Origin of the sequence: Clostridium sp. (assembly GCF_036569345.1) — a bacterium.
Classification (GTDB): Bacteria; Bacillota; Clostridia; order Clostridiales; family Clostridiaceae; genus Clostridium_AD.
The window spans coordinates 90702-107466 of record NZ_DATCQT010000025.1 but is presented as its reverse complement, the minus strand read 5'-3'; the positions used below and the strand labels follow the sequence as shown (position 1 = coordinate 107466).

20 protein-coding genes are annotated in these 16765 nt (G+C 32.0%); 11 read left to right on the top strand and 9 right to left on the bottom strand.

Annotated elements, in window-relative coordinates; genetic code table 11:
* Positions 1–421: 421 nt before the first annotated feature.
* Genes VIM70_RS02195 through dagF form a run of 9 tightly spaced genes read left to right on the top strand, consistent with a single transcriptional unit; the run spans position 422 to position 7813 of the window.
* Positions 422–2374: a transcription antiterminator gene (locus VIM70_RS02195; protein WP_331943678.1), complete on the top strand. Its 1953-nt coding sequence runs from the start codon at positions 422–424 to the stop codon at positions 2372–2374.
* A 17-nt stretch (positions 2375–2391) separates the two neighbouring features.
* Positions 2392–3528 (top strand): amidohydrolase/deacetylase family metallohydrolase, encoded by a 1137-nt coding sequence (locus VIM70_RS02190; RefSeq protein WP_331943676.1) that lies wholly within the window; start codon positions 2392–2394, stop codon positions 3526–3528.
* A complete protein-coding gene (locus VIM70_RS02185; RefSeq protein WP_331943674.1) occupies positions 3500–3853 on the top strand; it encodes a PRD domain-containing protein in 354 nt (117 codons plus the stop codon). Before VIM70_RS02190 ends, VIM70_RS02185 begins: the two co-directional genes overlap by 29 nt.
* Positions 3854–3870: 17 nt before the next feature.
* The gene (locus VIM70_RS02180) at positions 3871–4239 is read left to right on the top strand and encodes an SFCGS family glycine-rich protein (protein WP_331943672.1); all 369 of its coding nucleotides are present in this window, start codon (positions 3871–3873) and stop codon (positions 4237–4239) included.
* A gap of 1 nt (position 4240) precedes the next feature.
* Complete coding sequence (locus VIM70_RS02175) at positions 4241–4528, top strand: DUF4312 family protein (protein ID WP_331943670.1); 288 nt, start codon at positions 4241–4243, stop codon at positions 4526–4528.
* Between the two features lie 17 nt (positions 4529–4545).
* Complete coding sequence (locus VIM70_RS02170) at positions 4546–5268, top strand: DUF4311 domain-containing protein (protein WP_331943668.1); 723 nt, start codon at positions 4546–4548, stop codon at positions 5266–5268.
* A gap of 24 nt (positions 5269–5292) precedes the next feature.
* Positions 5293–5934 (top strand): DUF4310 family protein, encoded by a 642-nt coding sequence (locus VIM70_RS02165; RefSeq protein WP_331943666.1) that lies wholly within the window; start codon positions 5293–5295, stop codon positions 5932–5934.
* 17 nt (positions 5935–5951) lie between these two features.
* Complete coding sequence (locus VIM70_RS02160; protein ID WP_331943664.1) at positions 5952–7061, top strand: DgaE family pyridoxal phosphate-dependent ammonia lyase; 1110 nt, start codon at positions 5952–5954, stop codon at positions 7059–7061.
* 2 nt (positions 7062–7063) lie between these two features.
* Positions 7064–7813 carry a 2-dehydro-3-deoxy-phosphogluconate aldolase gene (dagF, locus tag VIM70_RS02155; RefSeq protein ID WP_331943662.1) on the top strand — a complete coding sequence of 250 codons (750 nt, stop codon included), beginning with the start codon at positions 7064–7066 and terminating at the stop codon, positions 7811–7813.
* 110 nt (positions 7814–7923) lie between these two features.
* Here dagF and VIM70_RS02150 read toward each other — a convergent pair whose 3' ends face one another.
* Positions 7924–8457, bottom strand: coding sequence for a GNAT family protein (locus VIM70_RS02150; protein ID WP_331943660.1), 534 nt, complete (start codon positions 8455–8457; stop codon positions 7924–7926).
* Positions 8458–8710: 253 nt separating this feature from the next.
* Between VIM70_RS02150 and VIM70_RS02145 the strand changes: the two genes are divergently transcribed.
* Together VIM70_RS02145 and VIM70_RS02140 are read left to right on the top strand one after the other, a co-directional pair.
* Complete coding sequence (locus VIM70_RS02145) at positions 8711–9070, top strand: TSUP family transporter (RefSeq protein ID WP_414648645.1); 360 nt, start codon at positions 8711–8713, stop codon at positions 9068–9070.
* Positions 9071–9290: 220 nt separating this feature from the next.
* Positions 9291–9809 carry a hypothetical protein gene (locus tag VIM70_RS02140; RefSeq protein WP_331943658.1) on the top strand — a complete coding sequence of 173 codons (519 nt, stop codon included), beginning with the start codon at positions 9291–9293 and terminating at the stop codon, positions 9807–9809.
* 57 nt (positions 9810–9866) lie between these two features.
* On the opposite strand, the gene VIM70_RS02135 is transcribed toward VIM70_RS02140, so the two are convergent.
* From VIM70_RS02135 to VIM70_RS02100, 8 genes are all read right to left on the bottom strand, one after another.
* The gene (locus VIM70_RS02135) at positions 9867–10397 is read right to left on the bottom strand and encodes a 2-oxoacid:acceptor oxidoreductase family protein (RefSeq protein ID WP_331943656.1); all 531 of its coding nucleotides are present in this window, start codon (positions 10395–10397) and stop codon (positions 9867–9869) included.
* 1 nt (position 10398) lies between these two features.
* Positions 10399–11148 (bottom strand): thiamine pyrophosphate-dependent enzyme, encoded by a 750-nt coding sequence (locus VIM70_RS02130; protein WP_331943654.1) that lies wholly within the window; start codon positions 11146–11148, stop codon positions 10399–10401.
* Positions 11148–12218 carry a 3-methyl-2-oxobutanoate dehydrogenase subunit VorB gene (locus VIM70_RS02125; protein WP_331943652.1) on the bottom strand — a complete coding sequence of 357 codons (1071 nt, stop codon included), beginning with the start codon at positions 12216–12218 and terminating at the stop codon, positions 11148–11150. Before VIM70_RS02125 ends, VIM70_RS02130 begins: the two co-directional genes overlap by 1 nt.
* 16 nt (positions 12219–12234) lie before the next feature.
* On the bottom strand, positions 12235–12444 hold the full coding sequence (locus VIM70_RS02120; protein ID WP_331943650.1) for a 4Fe-4S binding protein: 210 nt from the start codon (positions 12442–12444) through the stop codon (positions 12235–12237).
* Positions 12445–12550: 106 nt separating this feature from the next.
* Entirely contained in the window at positions 12551–13216 is a 666-nt protein-coding gene (locus VIM70_RS02115; RefSeq protein ID WP_331943648.1) for an ATP-binding protein, read from the bottom strand.
* Between the two features lie 262 nt (positions 13217–13478).
* A complete protein-coding gene (gene lipA, locus VIM70_RS02110) occupies positions 13479–14336 on the bottom strand; it encodes a lipoyl synthase (protein ID WP_331943646.1) in 858 nt (285 codons plus the stop codon).
* A 14-nt stretch (positions 14337–14350) separates the two neighbouring features.
* The gene (locus tag VIM70_RS02105) at positions 14351–15352 is read right to left on the bottom strand and encodes a lipoate--protein ligase (protein WP_331943644.1); all 1002 of its coding nucleotides are present in this window, start codon (positions 15350–15352) and stop codon (positions 14351–14353) included.
* Positions 15353–15422: 70 nt separating this feature from the next.
* Complete coding sequence (locus VIM70_RS02100) at positions 15423–16730, bottom strand: dihydrolipoamide acetyltransferase family protein (protein WP_331943642.1); 1308 nt, start codon at positions 16728–16730, stop codon at positions 15423–15425.
* Between the last annotated feature and the right edge of the window lie 35 nt (positions 16731–16765).

Sequence of the window (16765 nt, the reverse complement as noted above, 5' to 3'; positions counted from 1 at the left end):
TATTGGGGATAATTTTTTAAAATAAATACCATTATTCTACTGTTTTATATAGTTTTTTGTTATTGTTAGACAGACTCACGTACGGTTCTGTGAGAGGAAAGAAGTCGGGAAATTTATTCCCGACTTTTACCTACTCGATTTTATCTAAAAAGGGATTTCACTTTATACAAAAATGTATTATAGAGTATAAAACATAAATAGTAATTAAAAACATATTAAATATGAATATAACTGTTTTTAGAATATTTTATATATAAGATTAGCAAAATATTAGCGGGGAGGCTACTTATAGAACAGGTACGCTAACCTCTAGAATTATTATTTTTATTATTGGACAAATATTGCAACAATAACAGTGAAAGCATTTGATATTTTAAAAATTTTGAAAATATTATAATATGTTGTTAAGGAAGGGATTAAAATGCTTCTAACAGAAAGACAAAGATTAATGGTGAGGGATTTACTAAATGAACAAACAAGCATTATTGCAAGAAAACTGGCTGAAAAGTACAGTATTTCGTTAAGAACAGTAAGGTATGATTTAGATAACATTGAGTACTGGCTAAAAGAAATGGGTGCAACTCTTGTAAAAACGCCTAGGGTTGGAATGAGAGTAGAAAATAAAACCAAGGCGCTAAAAGCAATAAGTAATATAAATTTTAATGCAAATGAAGTCTTGTTTTATTCAAAAGATAGAGCAAATATAATACTTATTAGATTAGCACTTTCAGGTAAACCGCTGACCTCAGAGTACTTTGCTGAAGAATTAAATGTTTCAAGAAGCACAATAATAAGCGAAATAAAGGAAATTAATGAAGAATTAAAAGAATACTTTATTAGCATAGAAGGAAAAACCAATCATGGATTTATGTTAAATGGAGAAGAAAAAAATATAAGGTATTATATCAAAGAGGTGTTTGCTTCTCTAATTATTAATACTTACAAAGAAACTTTTTACACATTAAACGATAAAAATTTTGATCCTAAAGAAATAGAAATGGTAAAAGAAGTAATTCTGCTTTTCAAAGAGAAATTAAATATTAGACTAGATGATGTATCTATTCAAATATTAAGACTTATTTTTATTGTTCTAATAAGAAGAATTAAAAATGGAAACATCCTAAAGATTCAGCAAGATGAGTTATCAAAATACAAAACTACTCAGGTTTACACTTTAGCGAAAGAGATATATGATGTTTTAATTGAAAAATTTGAATTACCTTATGAGGATGGAGAGATTGCATACCTTTTGCATTTAATGCTTATTGAAAATTTGGGAATGAATTTAATAGAAGAAAAAAACTTTGATGAAAAAAAACTAATAGAAGTGGTAGCCGAAATTGTTAATATGGGGTTTGAACACTTAAACATTAAAGAATCAGAGGTAGAGGCGCTTTTAAAAGAATTATATTCTCATTTAAAATTAACTTTGGGAAGATATGAATTAAATGTAATTAGTGATAATCCAATTTTAGAACAAATTAAAGCTAAGTATGGAGATGTATTTGAGGTAGTAAAGAAAGCTTGTAAAATTTTCAAGACTGAATATGGGTTCGAGCTAAGTGAAGATGAAATTGGTTTTATAACAATGTATTTTCTTAAATCCTTAGAAAAAAGTAAAATTTATGTAAAGAAAAGCATTATAGTCGTATGCAATACTAGCAGGGGAACCTCAAAACTTCTAGCAACAAGAATTAAGAATAATATTCCGGAAGTAAATATCAAAGATATAGTTTCAATAATTGATATAGAAAAGGATAAGGAGCTACTTGAGGATGTAGATTTAATTATAAGTACGATTAAGCTTGATAACATGAATAAGGATACATTAATAGTAAGTCCAATTATTACTACATATGAACTTGGAAAAATTAGAGATTTTCTTTATTTAGAGCATGATTATGTTGAAGAAGAGAGTAGTGAAGTTGAGTTTATAGAAGATACGCTTACTACTATAATCAGAAAATACACTGATAAGAAAAATGTTGGCAAACTCCAAAAAGAGATAATGAGTCTGATGGGTTCTTATTCAAGTGGCCCTAAGGGCAGAAAAGAAAATGAAAATTTCTCTGACCAGACAGAATTTATTGTGCTTATATTGGTTGAAATTTCTGATATGATTTTAAAGCTTTATCCACGTGGCATGAATCAACAAGAATTTAAAACAGCTTGTGGAATTATTATTCATATTACAATGGCAATATCCCGTTGGCAAAATAAAGAATACAATTCAGAAAAAAATACAAAGTTTTACGAAGAAAGTTATCCAGATAAATTTAAAATTATTGAAGAGACATTCAATAGAATTTCTGAAAAATATAAAATCCAAATAAAGAGAACAGAAGTCGTAGCAATACTGAGGTACTTAATATAGGTGAGAGGAGTGATATTTTGAGTAATCTTTTAATTAAAGGTGGAAAACTTCTAGCTCCACATAATGGATATTATTATAATGAATTGGATATTTTACTAGAGGATGGGATGATAAAAGAAATTGGAGAAAATCTTAGTAAACAAGGTAATGAGGTACTAGAACTAGATGGAGAGATTGTAGCTCCAGGGTTTATTGATATTCACACTCATTGTTATAAAGGTAAGTCTTTAATAGGAACAAAGGCAGATGTTATAGGAATTCAGCGAGGAACGACTACAATTTTTGATGCAGGAACATCAGGAGCGTTAAATTATGATGACTTTAAAGTGAGTAGCATTAATAAATCCAAAACCCATATATATACGTTCTTAAATATTTCTGACTGGGGCTTAAATAGCTTATCCGAATTAAGAGATTTACAAGAAATTAATGAAGAACGGATTATTAAAAAAGTTGAAGAAAATAGACATAATATTTTAGGAATTAAAGCTAGAGCCAGTGCTTCAGTTGTAGGTGAAAATGGAATTATTCCTATAATTATGGGGAAGAAAATAGCTAAACACGCACAACTCCCTTTAATGGTTCACATAGGTAATTACCCACCTGATATTATGGATGTTATTAATATTTTAGAAAAGGATGATATAGTAACTCATTCATATCATGGAAAGAAAAATGGCCTATTTAATGAAAATGGAACTTTAAAAAAAGAAGTTTTGGCTGCAAAAGAAAGAGGAGTTAAGTTTGATGTAGGGCATGGAAGTGCGAGTTTCAGCTTTGATACATTTAGGGTAGCTTTAAAAAATAACTTTAGACCAGATTTTATAAGTACTGACCTTTACCATAAAAATATGATTGAACCTGTGGGAAGTTTATTAAACGTTATAACTAAGTTAATAGCTTGTGGCATGACATTAGAGGAATGTGTAAATAAGGTTACTTATGATGTAGCAAAGTTCTTTAATCTTAATAATATTGGACAACTTAAAAATGGATCGCAAGGTGATCTAACAATATTTAATGTTAAGGATTGTAATGAAAGCCTGAAAGATTCTTATGGAAACAAGCAGGATATTCAAAAAAAGTTAGAGCTTAAATTTGTGGTTGTAACTGGAGGAGAAGAAAGTGAAGTATTTAGATTTAATAAAGAATAATTTAACTTTAAAAGATGGGGAATTAGACGCTGTAAAAGAAGATTTAGAGTATGTTAATAAGGTTTTGAAAAAATATGATATTAGTTTTGACGACATTTTTGCTATTACTTTTTATAATCACATAATAAAATTTATTGAAAGAGTTAAAAAAAGAGAATTCGTAGATACCATTGAAAAAGATATGGTGTCAGAGCTTACAGAGAATTCAATAGAGATTGGAAAAGAATTGTTTAGTGAGATATTTAGTAGATATAAAAGTGAGATAAACATGTCGGAGATTTATCTTATTTCAATTCATATTCAAGTAGCAATGAATAATAAATAATAGGGAGGATAAATATTATGAGTAAGGAAATAGTTGTTGTTATAGGGCATAGGCTTGGTAAAGGTCAGAATGTTGCTAGGGGAGTCGAAAAAGCAGGTGGCACTGCAATAGTCATTCCAGGTATGGCAGCTGATATGAAGCTTGGAGATGTAATGCATGAGAAAAATGGTGATATAGGAATAAGCTTTTGTGGATCAGGTGGTGCAGGTGCATTAACTGCTGCAAATAAATATGGTTATAAGGTAAAGTATGAATTAAGATCTGTAGATGCGGGTGTGACAGCTATAAAGGAAGGCAATAAAGTCTTAGGTTTTGGGTTTTTAGATGTTGAAGAATTAGGAGAGAGAATTGTAAATGAGTATAAAAAATTAAATGGGTGTGAATAGTATGGAAAGAAGAAGCTCACTAATAGAAACTGAGGTAACAATTACATTAAGTGCAACAGGTAAAAGTAAAGATGATGCTATTGGAAAGATATTTTCTGATTTAAAGAGAGAGATTTATAAGAAAGTGTCTGGAATTGTTATTCAAATGGAACCCAAAGATGTTTTTATTGATAAAGTTGATGAGCAGAAATATACTGAAAAATTTTTATTTCTGTTTATGCCAAGAGAAAAGAAATTAGTTAAATTAACAGCCACTATCGTTGTAAACGTTAAGTATATAAAATATTAAGAAATGGGGGGATGAGAGTGTTAATAATTGTTTTTAAATCAGTAATCATTGGTTTTTTATTAGGAGGTTCAGTAGCTGCAGGTGCAGCGAGAATGTTTCATGCACCTGAGAGTCAGGGACTCGGAGCTTTCAGAACATTAGGAGAGTTAAATGCTTGTAACGGTGATCCAGTAGCTCATTTTTCATTTGGATTTGGATTTTTATTAAATTCCGCAGCTTCAACTGTGGGTGCTGGTGCATTAACTCAGGACGTAGTTCATAGAGTCATTCCAAATTTTGCAACAGCTATACTTCTTCTTAGAAATAAAAAGCTAGAAGAAACTCTACACAATCCAGCCAAGATGGCACTTGCAGGAGCAGGAGTTGGAGCAGTTGTGGTAACCTTCTTAAATACACTATCAGCAATAGTACCTCATAATCTTGCAGATATTGCAGCTAAGATTTTAACACCAGCTTCTAATCTTATGATAAACCCAGTAATGCCTGTTATATTCTGGCTTGCAGCTTTAGATGCAGGTAAAACTACAGGTACATGGGCTACGATGTTAGGTGGAATTTCTCATATGGTATCTGGTAATGCCACTCCGGGTGTAGTCCTTGGTATTTTAGTTGGGCAAACGGTTGAGGAAAATGGATATAAAAGTAAGCCATCCATAGGATTAATTGTAATAGTAGTTGTAATGTTTATAGCAATTGCCTACTTTAGAGGATTTTTCAAGAAATTGGGATTAAATATATAATAAGTTGATTAGGAGGATGAAATAATGGAAAGTACAAAGCGTATTAACAGCTTATTAATGTCAGAGAGGATATTTCCACTAATTGTTGGGATAGCTTGCGCGGCTATATTTGCAGGAACTCATATGTATGTTATGTACCATACAGGTGCATTTAATGAAATATTTGTAATCCAAATGCTTGATAAAGGGCTTAAAGGAGGAGACTTTACAGCAGCAGCAGGTTTCTCATTAAGTTTTCTTCTTGCAAGAGTATTGGAAGGTCCACTCGTTGGAATTCTAGATATAGGTGGCGCTCTATTAACAGGTGTAGGTATTGGTATTCCTGCTATTATGTTAGCAGCGGGGGTTACAGCACCAATTACGAGTTTCCCATTAGCATTATTAACCGGGTTCGTAATAGGATTAGCTATTGGAGGATTAATAATTATAATAAGAAAATTGGTTCCTAATGGAATTGCAACTGGTGGAACTGGAATAATGATGGGTGCTGGTAACGCTACAGGAAGATACCTAGGGCCATTAATAATATTATCAGCTATTGAATTTGGTATTCCTACTGGAATAGGCGCATTTATAGGAGGAGCAATATTCTATAAATTCGATAGACCATTAGTTGGTGGAGCAATACTTGGGGCAATGATTGCTGGAGGATTGTTTATACATTAAAGGAGAAGTGATAAATTATGAATATATATGAAAAAATAGGTTTAAAAAGAGTAATAAATGCATCTGGTAGAATGACAGCGCTCGGAGTATCAACTATTAGTGATGAAGTCGTAGAAGCTGCAAAGCAAGGTGGTCAAAATTACGTAGTAATTGATGATTTAATTGATATGGCAGGTGTGATTATTTCCAAGTATACAGGAGCTGAGGATTCATGTGTAACCTCTTGTGCTTCAGCTGGAATAGTACTTTCAATAGCTGGATTAATTACAAAAGGAGAATTAGAACTTCTAGAAAGGTTACCTATAACTCAAGGACTTAAAAATGAAGTTATTATTCAAAAGGGACATGTCGTAAATTATGGTGCTCCAGTTACAACTATGATAAGTTTGGCAGGAGGAGTGCCTGTTGAAGTTGGATACTCAAATGTTGTAGAAAAGGACCACATTGAAAATGCGATAAACAGTAATACTGTAGCCCTAATGTATATAAAATCACATCATTGTGTTCAAAAGGGTATGGTTTCCTTAGAAGATATGATTGAAATTGCTCATAGAAATAATTTACCTATTATTGTTGATGCAGCAGCAGAAGAAGATTTAGTTATCTATGTTGAAAAGGGTGCGGATCTTGTAACTTATAGTGGCGCAAAGGCATTAGAAGCAACAACTTCTGGGTTTGTAACTGGAAAGAAGGAGTATATATCCTATGCAAAAAGGCAATACAAAGGCATAGGAAGAGCTATGAAAGTAGGAAAAGAAAGTATAATGGGTTTACTTAAAGCATTAGATCTTTATGAAAATAAAGATAGTGAAAAAGAACTTAAAAAGCAAAAGGAAACTGTAGATTATATTGTAGATAATGCAAATAAAATAGAAGGACTTGAAGCTAAAATTACATTAGATGAAGCAGGCAGAAAGATATATAGGGCCGAAGTAAAGGTGAATAAAGAACTTTTAGGAATAGATGCATATGAAGTTGTAAAAAAACTTAATGACGGAAATCCATCAATACAGATTAGAAAACATAAGGTTAATCTTGGTTATATTACTTTTGATCCTAGACCAATAATTGAAGGGGACAAAGAAGCTATTATAGAGAGACTAAAAGAAATTATAAAGGAGAGATAAGCATGGCAGGAAAAGCAATTCAATTTTACAAAAATAGGGTAGCAGTAAATGTTTTAGCAAAAGATATAGAAAATGCAAAAGAGATAGTTGAGGCTATAGATGGACATGTAGCAGTAGGGGTTTTATCAAAACAATTTAGTACTGCTGAGGAAGGCATAGTTGAGGTTCAAAAGTGGCTTAAAGAAATTCCAACAGTTTCAGTTGGATTAGGCGCGGGAGACCCTTTGCAGTGGGAAAAGGCAGCAAGGATTGCTGCTGCTACTGATCCAGGACACGTTAATGAAGTATTTACAGGAGCACCAGTGGCAGCAGGAATGTTAATGGCGAGTAACGCTAAAAATACTATGATAAATTCATTAATGAGTCCAACAGGAATTGTAGGGAAAGTAAAGATTTCAACTGGTCCTTTAAGCCGAAATGGTAAGGATGCTATAGTTGATGTAGAAACAGCTGTGTTAATGCTTAAAGATATGGGAGTTCACTCAGTTAAATTTTTCCCTATGGGTGGATTAAAAACTATAGAAGAACTTAAGGCAGTAGCTTTGGCTTGCGCAAAGTATGATTTGCCACTTCTTGAGCCAACAGGCGGAATAAGCGTAGAGAATTTTAAGGAGATATTAAAGGTTTGTTTAGATGCAGGAGTTAATAAAGTAATGCCTCATGTTTACAATTCAATTATAGATAAAGTAACTGGAAAAACAAATGTAGCGGATATAAAGAAGATTTATGAAATTATGAAGGAATTGGTGTAAACTCATTAAGATGGCAATTTTACATAACAAATAAAAACACCCATATTTTTGGGTGTTTTTATTTTTAATATAGGACATCTCCTTAGTTTGTTTTTTAGAGTTTATAAAATTTACATATCTTCCTCTAAAATAGCCATATTTATATTATCGCGCCACTGCTCATCAACTCTTAAAATCTTGCGGGAATATCCTTCCCTTGTAAAGCCAGCTTTTTCTAGAACTCTTATGGAACCTATGTTTTCTGGTTCTACGCCTGCTATAATTCTATGAAAATGAAGGGTTTTAAATGCTATCTCTAAAGAAAGCAAAACTGCTTTTGTGGCATAACCTTTGCCTGTATATTTTTCTGATAGATCGTAACCTATCATAGCAGATTGGTGGGGACCTCTTTCTACAAAAGCAAAATTTATATTACCTATAGGTGTATTATTACTTTCTAAAAAAATTCCGAAAAAATAATATTCATCATTTTTGATTTGCTTTTGAACTTTCATTATTTTTTCTAACTGTCCTTCTAAAGAATAATAAGAAATATCAGGTTTAATTGGTGCCCATTTATTAAAATATTCCTTATTATCAATATTCATCTGTAATAATGCAGGTGCATCTTCTTTTCTACATTCTCTAACAACTAGATTTTCCACTCTATATCACTCCTCATTAGCTAGAATAATTTTTAAGCTTTTTCTCTTTATATCAAGATAGGCACTTTCCTATTATTATCCTATAATTCCAAATTAACTTGATGTTATTGTAGCATAGATTAATACTTTTTAGGTGCTGACATAAGTTGAAAATGAAATGAAATGGACAACTTATGTTTGCAATTATAGGTAAAATAAAGATAAAACAATAAAAACTGTAGTATAATAAAAATAATTAAGGAGTGATTATATTATGGATGTGATAATGTATATAATAATTGGGATTGCGGCAGGTACATTAAGTGGACTTTTCGGTATTGGCGGTGGGATAATTATAATTCCAGCACTAATGTTTTTAGAAGGGTTTCCACAATTAAAAGCTCAGGGAACGTCTCTAATTGCAATGCTTCCACCAGTCGGTATACTTGCATTTATGGAGTACAATAAAAAGGGAAATACTAATATAGTTGCCGGCATTATTATTTGTATTGCTATGTTAATTAGTGCTAAATTTGGGGCTCAATTAGCAAATATGCTTCCAATAAATATAATGAAAAAGTCATTCGGAGTATTTATTATTCTAGTCGGAATAAAAACTGTTTTTGGAAAGTGAAAAACAGTTAAAACTGAAAAAGATTTAAGGGATTAAGTTAATCATAAATCTAGGATAAGGAGGTGTTTTTTTTGGATAAAACAACAGTGGTAGCTATCATTATAGGTGTATTTATATTAATATGGACAGTGAGTAAAACTTGGGGTAAAGGAAAGGATAAATAATTTTTTAGATGAAATTTATATTTAATAATTTAGCATTTAATAAGGGGGAAATATTGATGAATGAAATGAATAAAACAGAGCTTAAGAAAATGGAAGATAACATGTTGGAATTTAGAAACAAATTAGAGAAGTTTCACTTGGATATAAATTCTGAGAATCCAATGCAAATTATATTAAAGGGGAATCTTTATATAGAATATGCATTGCGAGAAAGGCTAAAGGGACACCTTGAGAATCCCCAAATTTTAGAATGTGATAAGTTGTCATTTAGTCAGTTAGCAAAATTAGTATTTTCATTAGGGTTACTACCTGTTGATATATTTAAAACGGTTATGGAAGTGAATCATATAAGAAATTCCTATTCCCATAATCTTAAGTATAATTTTAATGATGAAGAGTTTAGAAGACTTGAGGATACATTTTCACCTGCTTTCAAGAATATGTATTTATCTTTTTTGAGACCACATAAATTTCCTGTAAATACGTTAATAAAATTGCAGACTGCTATATTTACTATATGGCAATTAATTATAAATAGATATAATATGATAGAAAACCCTAAAGAAAATAATTGATTTTGATAGGTGAAATTATAAATAGGAGTTAGCTTTTAGTTAACTCCTATTACTTTGTTATTTAATATATTGTGCGCCTCTTTCAAGAGCCAATTTATTGGACTCATAGAATTTTTCTTTTCCATGAGCTTTGAGTGAGGTTAGTAAAGTCTCCATTGAAACAATGCCTGTTTTCTTAACAAGAGCGCCTAAAAGTACCATGTTGGCAAAAGTCGCACTTCCAATTTCTTCAGCTATAGTTTTAGCTGGTATTTTATAAATAGTGATATCACGTCTATCCAGAGCATCAGTTATATGGTCTGAATCAATAATAAGAAGACCATTAGGCTCAATAAAATCTATAAATTTATCCAGGGATGGCTTGTTCATTGCAACTACGGTATCTGCTCTTGTTAAAACTGGAGAGCCAATTTCTTCATCTGAAAGTATGACGGAGCAGTTTGCAGTGCCACCTCTCATTTCAGGACCGTATGATGGTAGCCATGAAACGTTTAAATTAGAATCCATACCAGCGTATGCAAGAAATTTGCCCATTGAGAGAATACCCTGTCCACCAAAACCAGCAAATATTATTTCTTGTGATCTCATTTTATCTAACCTCCTCAGTTGTATTCTTTTTAATGCCAAGAGGGTAGTACGGTATCATATTATCTCTCAACCATTTCATAGATTCCTGTGGTGACAATCCCCAATTTGTTGGGCAAATTGATAATACTTCAATCATTGAGAAGCCTTTACCTGCTATTTGGTTTTCAAATGCTTTTTTAATTGCTTTCTTAGCTTTTAATAAATTAGGAATTGTATCAACAGATACTCTTTCAACATAACATGCTCCAGTAAGTGTTGATATTAACTCTGATACTCTTATTGGGTAACCTTCTAATTTTACATTTCGTCCATATGGAGTAGTTTCAGTTACTTGACCCGGAAGGGTTGTTGGAGCCATTTGACCACCAGTCATTCCGTATATGCAGTTGTTAACGAATATGGAAGTTAAGTTCTCGCCTCTAGTTGCTGCATGAACTATCTCTGCCATACCAATAGCCGCAAGATCCCCATCACCTTGATAAGTAAAAACTACTTTATCAGGATTTGTTCTTTTAATGCCAGTGGCTGTTGCGGGTGCTCTTCCATGTGCAGCTTCAAATACATCACATGCAAAATAGTTATACATAAGAACCGAACATCCAACAGGAGCAACTGCTATTGTTTTATCCAATATTTCTAATTCATCAATAACTTCTGCTATTAATTTATGGATTACTCCATGTGTGCATCCAGGGCAATAGTGAGTTGGTACATCTAATAGAGCTTTCGGAGTTTCATATACAATAGCCATTATTTTACGCCTCCTGTTATCTCTTTTACTTTATCTAATATATCAGTAGGATGCGGAACTACTCCGCCTGATCTTCCGTAGAAGGCTACCGGTTTTCTACCTTCTACTGCAAGTCTTATATCCTCAACCATTTGTCCACAACTCATTTCTACTGACAAATAACCGTATTTAGTTTTATTTATTGTTTTTTCAAATGCTTCAATTGGGAAGGGCCATAGTGTTATTGGTCTTATAAGTCCAACTTTTAAGCATTCTTTTGTTGCCCAGTTAACTACATTTTTGCATATTCTTGAAGTTGTCCCATATGCAACTAATATAAGATCACAATTTTCTTCACAATTAATCATTTCGTATCTAACTTCATTTTTTGTTATTTCGGCATATTTTGCTTGCAAATGGATATTATGTTGTTCTAATGTATCAGGGTCTAAAAATAATGAATTTATTATATTATGAGTTTTACGTCCATTAAGACCATTTGCTGCCCAATCTTTTACAGGAAGTTTTTTTGCTGGTCTATCTATAAATTCAACTGGTTCCATCATTTGACCCAGCATTCCATCACCCATAACCATAACAGGATTTCTATATATATCAGCTATATCGAAAGCTTCTTGAACCAAATCTACCATTTCCTGAATTGATGCTGGTGCGAGAACAGGCAAGTTATAGTCACCATGACCACCACCCCTTGTTGCTTGGAAATAATCTGATTGAGCTGGTTGTATACTTCCAAGTCCGGGACCTCCGCGAACAATGTTTACTATAACGCAAGGGAGTTCTGCTGCTGCTATATAGGAAATGCCTTCAGACATTAAACTTATTCCAGGACTACTTGATGAGGTCATACATCGAACGCCACTCCCAGCTGCACCATATAGCATATTTATTGCTGCTACTTCACTTTCAGCCTGCAAAAAAACTCTATCTATTTTGGGCATCATCCTTGACATAAATGCTGCAACCTCAGTCTGTGGTGTAATTGGATAACCGAAAAAGGCCATACAATTTGCTCTAATGGCTGCTTCTCCAATTGCTTCATTACCTTTCATTAAAACTTTTTCACCCATAATAATTTCCTCCTTGTTATTTTTCCACTGTAATTACACAGTCAGGACACATTTTCGCACAAGATGCACATCCTACGCAATCTTTCATTTTATCAGCAGTTATCGAGGCAGGATGATGTCCTTTAATATTCAATTTAGTGGACATCATAATAATGTTTTTTGGACATACACTAATACATAGTTTGCAACCTTTACATCTATCTTCTCTAAATGTTACCTTTGGCACTAAAACCCCTCCTTATATATCAATATTATTTTAAAACGATTACATTAAACTAAAAGATTTAAATTATATATAAATATATTGATTCTACAATATTAAGTTATTATTTTTATTTCCTCCATGGTGGCTTCATATATATTTCAATAGGATATACTTTAGCGTGAACTTTGTTTTTAACAATGTCAGCCAAGTCTTTTGTACAAACAATATACTTATATGGAATTTTAAGTTGCTGAGAAATCTCTGAAACTATTTTATCGCCTTTAATAATGTCTTCGATGTTTGTTTCATAGGACAAATTGGTGTTCGAGATAAGGTGCGTAACAATAAGACCTGATGCTCTTTCAATTGATTTAAGGTATTCAATTGTTTCCTCCTTATTAGAAGTAAATGGTCTATTATTATTTATAACAAAATACATATCATAAGATTCTTGCTTTAGATATTCATTATATTGCCTAAGTACAAGGGAACCTTGATCATCTCCACCTATATCCATTACTACGTCAAAGCTCTTGTCATTAAATACGCCATAAACATTGGATGGTATAACCATTAGCTCGGCATTCATGAGATTAGAGCTTGAGGCTATAAGCTTAATCCCTAGCTTCTCTAGTTTCTCCTTCATGTTTCTAGAGCAAAAATATGGATTTACTATATCAATATCGACTAAGGCTACCTTTTTTCCTGTTTTAGCGAGATCCATAACATAGTTTAGGGCAATTTCTGTTTTTCCACTTCCAAAATGACCTGTAAAAATTCTAATTCTACTCATATTCACACCTACTAATACGAATTTTTTACTACTCTGTACATTATATATTATGATATTCTTTCAAAGGGATTACAAGAGAAAATACAACATATATTTTTATCTCGTATGATTCTATTTTAACATAAAAAGTGATGAATAAACCATGTGGTAGAAGTTGTATTTTGTTATGAAATTTGGAGAAAGGATACAAATTGATAAATAAAAAGGAGCATTTCTGCTCCTTTTTATTTATTTTAGTACAAATTAACTATAAATACCTAATTTACAAACTACTTAACTCATCTTCTGCATGATATGAACTTCTAACAAGTGGTCCAGAAGCTACATACATAAACCCCATTTCCTTTGCGATATTCTCATATTTTTTAAATTGATCGGGGTGTACATATTCAACAACCTCATAGTGATTTTTTGAAGGTTGAAGGTATTGTCCTATTGTAATAATATCACAGTTAACTTCTTTTAAATCTTTTAGAAGTTCTATAACTTGATCCTCATTTTCACCAAGACCAACCATAAATCCAGATTTGGTGAATATGTCATTGTCTATTTCTTTAACCCTTTTTAAGAGCTCTAAGGAACGTTTATACACAGCCATTGGCCGTACAGCAGAGTATAAACTGGGGATTGTTTCAATATTATGATTAAGAACATAGGGTTTAGCATTAACAACCTTTTTTAATGATTCATAATCTCCTTTAAAATCAGGAATAAGAACTTCTATTGTAACATTCGGACAGAGTTTTTTAATTTCTGATATTGTATTTGCAAAATGACTTGCTCCACCGTCCGGGAGATCATCCCTTGTTACAGAGGTTATAACCGTGTGCTTCAAATTCATTTCCTTTATAGCTTTCGCAATATTTTCAGGCTCCAATGGATCTAACTCCTCTGGCTCAGATTTTGTAACTTTGCAAAATTTACAGTTTCTAGTACAATTTTTACCTAAGATCATAAATGTGGCAGTACCTCTGTTAAAACACTCATATAAATTTGGGCAGTCGGCCTGAGCACAAACAGTATTCAAACCGTGCTTTTTTAATATATTACTGATATTACCTGTATTTGATCCCGCTTTTATTCTTACTTTTAACCAATCTGGTTTTTTGGTACTTATCATTTTATCACCTCGTATTAAATTAATACATCCAAAATGTTTTGAGTGGATATGTTGATAAAATATTTTTGCATATTAAAATCTTTAAGGGCTTCTTGTATTGATTTATAATCATAAGAAACTCCTATCAGAGCATTTTCAACAATAGATATATCTTTTTCACTGAAAAAATCCCCATGTATTTTTATGTTTTGAATCTTATTTTTAGTGAAATTCATAGAAGCCTGAACTATACCTGCTACAAATTTTTTCTCTCTTTCCATAGTAAACTGGGGATTTTGTCCATAGTTCCACTCCCAAGTAGAGTATTTTTTTTCTGATATATAATTAATTTCTTTCCAATCATTTTCTGTAATTTGATAAATTTCTGCATTTGCAGTAGCATTATACACTTCATTAAAAAGATACTCCTTAAATTCCTGCGTTGTCATAGAAATCTTAAGGTACTCACAAATATTGGTTACACGACTTTTAATAGATTTTATTCCTTTGCTTTCAATCTTTATAGGGTTAACTTTAAGTGCATTAGCTAAATCAGATATGTTTGAAGAGAAAAGAAGGGTGCCATGGTGCAGCACTTTATCCTTACCTTTGTATTGTGCATTCCCAGAGAATTTCTTGCCATTAATAGTCAAATCATTTCTTCCTGAAATTTCAGCCTTAACACTAAGTTTATTAAGTGCCAAGACAATAGGGGTTGTGAATTTTTCGAAATTAAAACAGTCCTTATCTTCATTAAAACCATTTTTATCTACATTAGAACTAATAAATGAAAAATTGAAATTACCTTCATCGTTAAATACAGCGCCTCCTCCTGTAATCCTTCGTACTACAGGAATATTATATTGTTTTACATAGTCAACATTTATTTCATTGTAAGCATTCTGATAACTACCAATTAAAATGCACTTTTGATTTTGCCATAACATAAAACAATCTTCATTAAATTTACTCATTAAGAATTCTTCTATGGCGTGATTTTTATAAGGATTTGTATTGCTATGCTTAACAAATAACATAAAGTCACTTCCTCTCCAATATAATCTTTAAATAGCACTGTTACAGGAGTTTACCATACTAATATATCTTCTATAAAAATAACAACTCAGGTTTCTCAATATAGACTTTAAGTTTTGCTAAAAATTGAGCTGCTACTGATCCATCTACTGCTCTATGGTCGGCAGTAAGTGATAAATTCATAAGAGGTTTTATAACTATTTCACCATTTTCAACTACTGGAGTTTCTGTAATTTTATTTACTCCGAGGATAGCAACTTCTGGTTGATTTATAATTGGAGAGAAAGATTCTATACCATACATTCCAATATTGGTTATTGTAAATGTACCACCCGTAAGCTCGTCCATAGTAAGTTTGTTATTCCTTGCTCTTAGAACTAAATCTTTTACGTTAGCTGAAATTTGTTCTAGTCCCATTTCGTTAGCATATTTAATTACAGGTACCATGAGTCCATCATCTAGACCTACCGCTACACCTATGTTGACATAGTTTCTTAAGATTAATTCTTCACCATCAACAGAACAATTAAGTAATGGATATTCTAGTAGTACCTTGGAAACAATCTTTACTAGCAAATCTGTATAAGTTACTTTACATACATCTTTAAGTGCATTCTTAATTTTCTTTAAGCTAGTTGTATCAATCTTTATATTAAAAGTTACTCTTGGTGAAGTAAGCCAGCTTTCATGCATTCTAGAGCCAACTATTTTTCTCATTTGAGACATTGGAACTCTCTTTTCAACATGATTATTTAAAGGAGTTTCAATATTCTTATAAAGAGCTAAAACATCCTCCTTCATTATTCTTTCATTCTTTTGAATACCTGCTAAATTTATATTTAATTTCTCTGCTAGTTTGCTTGCCACTGGGGACACTTTTGGTTTGGTTTTACTATTTTTAATATACTTGTCCACATCTTCGATTGTTATTCTTGCCTGTGGACCGGTACCTTCAACTAGTGTGATATCTATATTGTTTTCTAAAGCTATCTTTTTAGCTGCAGGTGATGCCTTTATTCTTCCTGATTTTATATTTTCACTCTTAATTTCTTCAATCTTCTTTTCCGGTGCTTTTGTATTACTTTCTTCCTCGGGTACACTACCACCGGAAAGTTCATTTAGTATAGAAGATATATCTTCATCGGCGCTAGCAATAATTGCAATTGGCACCAAACATTCAACTATATCACCTTCTTGTACAAGTAATTTTCTTACTACTCCCGCATCATTTGATTCAACTTCATTGCTCAACTTATCTGTTTCTAAGTGAAATAAAGATTCTCCTACTTCAACTGTATCTCCTTCTTTTTTATTCCAGGTAGTCAATGTACCTTCTTTCATTGTCATTCCGAGCTTTGGCATAACTATAACCTTTGCCATAAAATCCCCTCCATTTTGCATTTTATAATATATGA

Bases quoted from the DNA above. Each gene is read 5' to 3' on its own strand.
- VIM70_RS02180 (WP_331943672.1), top strand. From the start codon at position 3,871: ATGAGTAAGGAAATAGTTGTTGTTATAGGGCATAGGCTTGGTAAAGGT.
- VIM70_RS02125 (WP_331943652.1), bottom strand. From the start codon at position 12,218: ATGGGTGAAAAAGTTTTAATGAAAGGTAATGAAGCAATTGGAGAAGCA.
- VIM70_RS02130 (WP_331943654.1), bottom strand. From the start codon at position 11,148: ATGGCTATTGTATATGAAACTCCGAAAGCTCTATTAGATGTACCAACT.
- VIM70_RS02100 (WP_331943642.1), bottom strand. From the start codon at position 16,730: ATGGCAAAGGTTATAGTTATGCCAAAGCTCGGAATGACAATGAAAGAA.
- lipA (WP_331943646.1), bottom strand. From the start codon at position 14,336: ATGATAAGTACCAAAAAACCAGATTGGTTAAAAGTAAGAATAAAAGCG.
- VIM70_RS02135 (WP_331943656.1), bottom strand. From the start codon at position 10,397: ATGAGATCACAAGAAATAATATTTGCTGGTTTTGGTGGACAGGGTATT.
- VIM70_RS02105 (WP_331943644.1), bottom strand. From the start codon at position 15,352: ATGTTATTTGTTAAGCATAGCAATACAAATCCTTATAAAAATCACGCC.
- VIM70_RS02145 (WP_414648645.1), top strand. From the start codon at position 8,711: ATGGATGTGATAATGTATATAATAATTGGGATTGCGGCAGGTACATTA.
- VIM70_RS02175 (WP_331943670.1), top strand. From the start codon at position 4,241: ATGGAAAGAAGAAGCTCACTAATAGAAACTGAGGTAACAATTACATTA.
- dagF (WP_331943662.1), top strand. From the start codon at position 7,064: ATGGCAGGAAAAGCAATTCAATTTTACAAAAATAGGGTAGCAGTAAAT.
- VIM70_RS02165 (WP_331943666.1), top strand. From the start codon at position 5,293: ATGGAAAGTACAAAGCGTATTAACAGCTTATTAATGTCAGAGAGGATA.
- VIM70_RS02195 (WP_331943678.1), top strand. From the start codon at position 422: ATGCTTCTAACAGAAAGACAAAGATTAATGGTGAGGGATTTACTAAAT.
- VIM70_RS02160 (WP_331943664.1), top strand. From the start codon at position 5,952: ATGAATATATATGAAAAAATAGGTTTAAAAAGAGTAATAAATGCATCT.
- VIM70_RS02115 (WP_331943648.1), bottom strand. From the start codon at position 13,216: ATGAGTAGAATTAGAATTTTTACAGGTCATTTTGGAAGTGGAAAAACA.
- VIM70_RS02140 (WP_331943658.1), top strand. From the start codon at position 9,291: ATGAATGAAATGAATAAAACAGAGCTTAAGAAAATGGAAGATAACATG.